The sequence below is a fragment of the Leifsonia sp. HAY1-4F genome (genome assembly GCF_056755275.1).
Window position 1 is genome coordinate 1 of record NZ_JBNDHX010000208.1, and the last position, 550, is coordinate 550.

The window sequence follows — 550 nt, forward strand, 5'->3', positions numbered from 1 at the left end:
GCAGCCACCTGCCCGTCGAGGTCCACATCGACATCGGGGAGCGCCTGCCCGAGGTCGTCGAGGAGACCATCTACTACTGCGTGTCGGAGTGTCTCGCCAACGCGGCGAAGCACGCGCGCGCCCGCAACTGCAGCGTGCTCGTGACGCGTACCGACTCCACCATGGCGGTCGTCGTGAAAGACGACGGGCAGGGCGGAGCGAGGATCGAGCCGGGCGGAGGGCTGGAGGGTCTGCGGGACCGCGTCGAAGCGGTCTCCGGCCGCGCCGACGTCCGCTCGGTCGAGGGGCTCGGCACGATCATCGAGCTCACCATCCCCGTGCCCGCCTGAGGCCGGGGCGGCGCATCCGCCGTCGCGGGATCCCTACTTCGTGGCCGTCCGCGCGGCCCAGACCTGCTGACCGATCGCAAAGGCGGACCAGCCGCCGGGGCAGCCGGCCGACTTCGCCGGGATGCCGTCGACCGGCCACCAGCTGTCCTGGATGGTGGGCTTCGGCGTCGCCACCTGCGTCTTGCACACGTTCGGAACGAGCAGCGCCTTCGACGTGTAGG

General features: G+C 71.3%; 1 protein-coding gene and 1 pseudogene. One reads left to right on the forward strand and one right to left on the reverse strand.

Translation table 11 applies throughout. The features are described from left to right. The coding region (locus ACPYOG_RS19220) for a sensor histidine kinase (protein WP_481295736.1) at positions 1–329 on the forward strand (329 nt) is incomplete at its 5' end. Positions 330–362: 33 nt separating this feature from the next. Here ACPYOG_RS19220 and ACPYOG_RS19225 read toward each other — a convergent pair. Next, positions 363–550 (reverse strand): annotated as a pseudogene (locus tag ACPYOG_RS19225) (hypothetical protein); the annotation flags it as partial.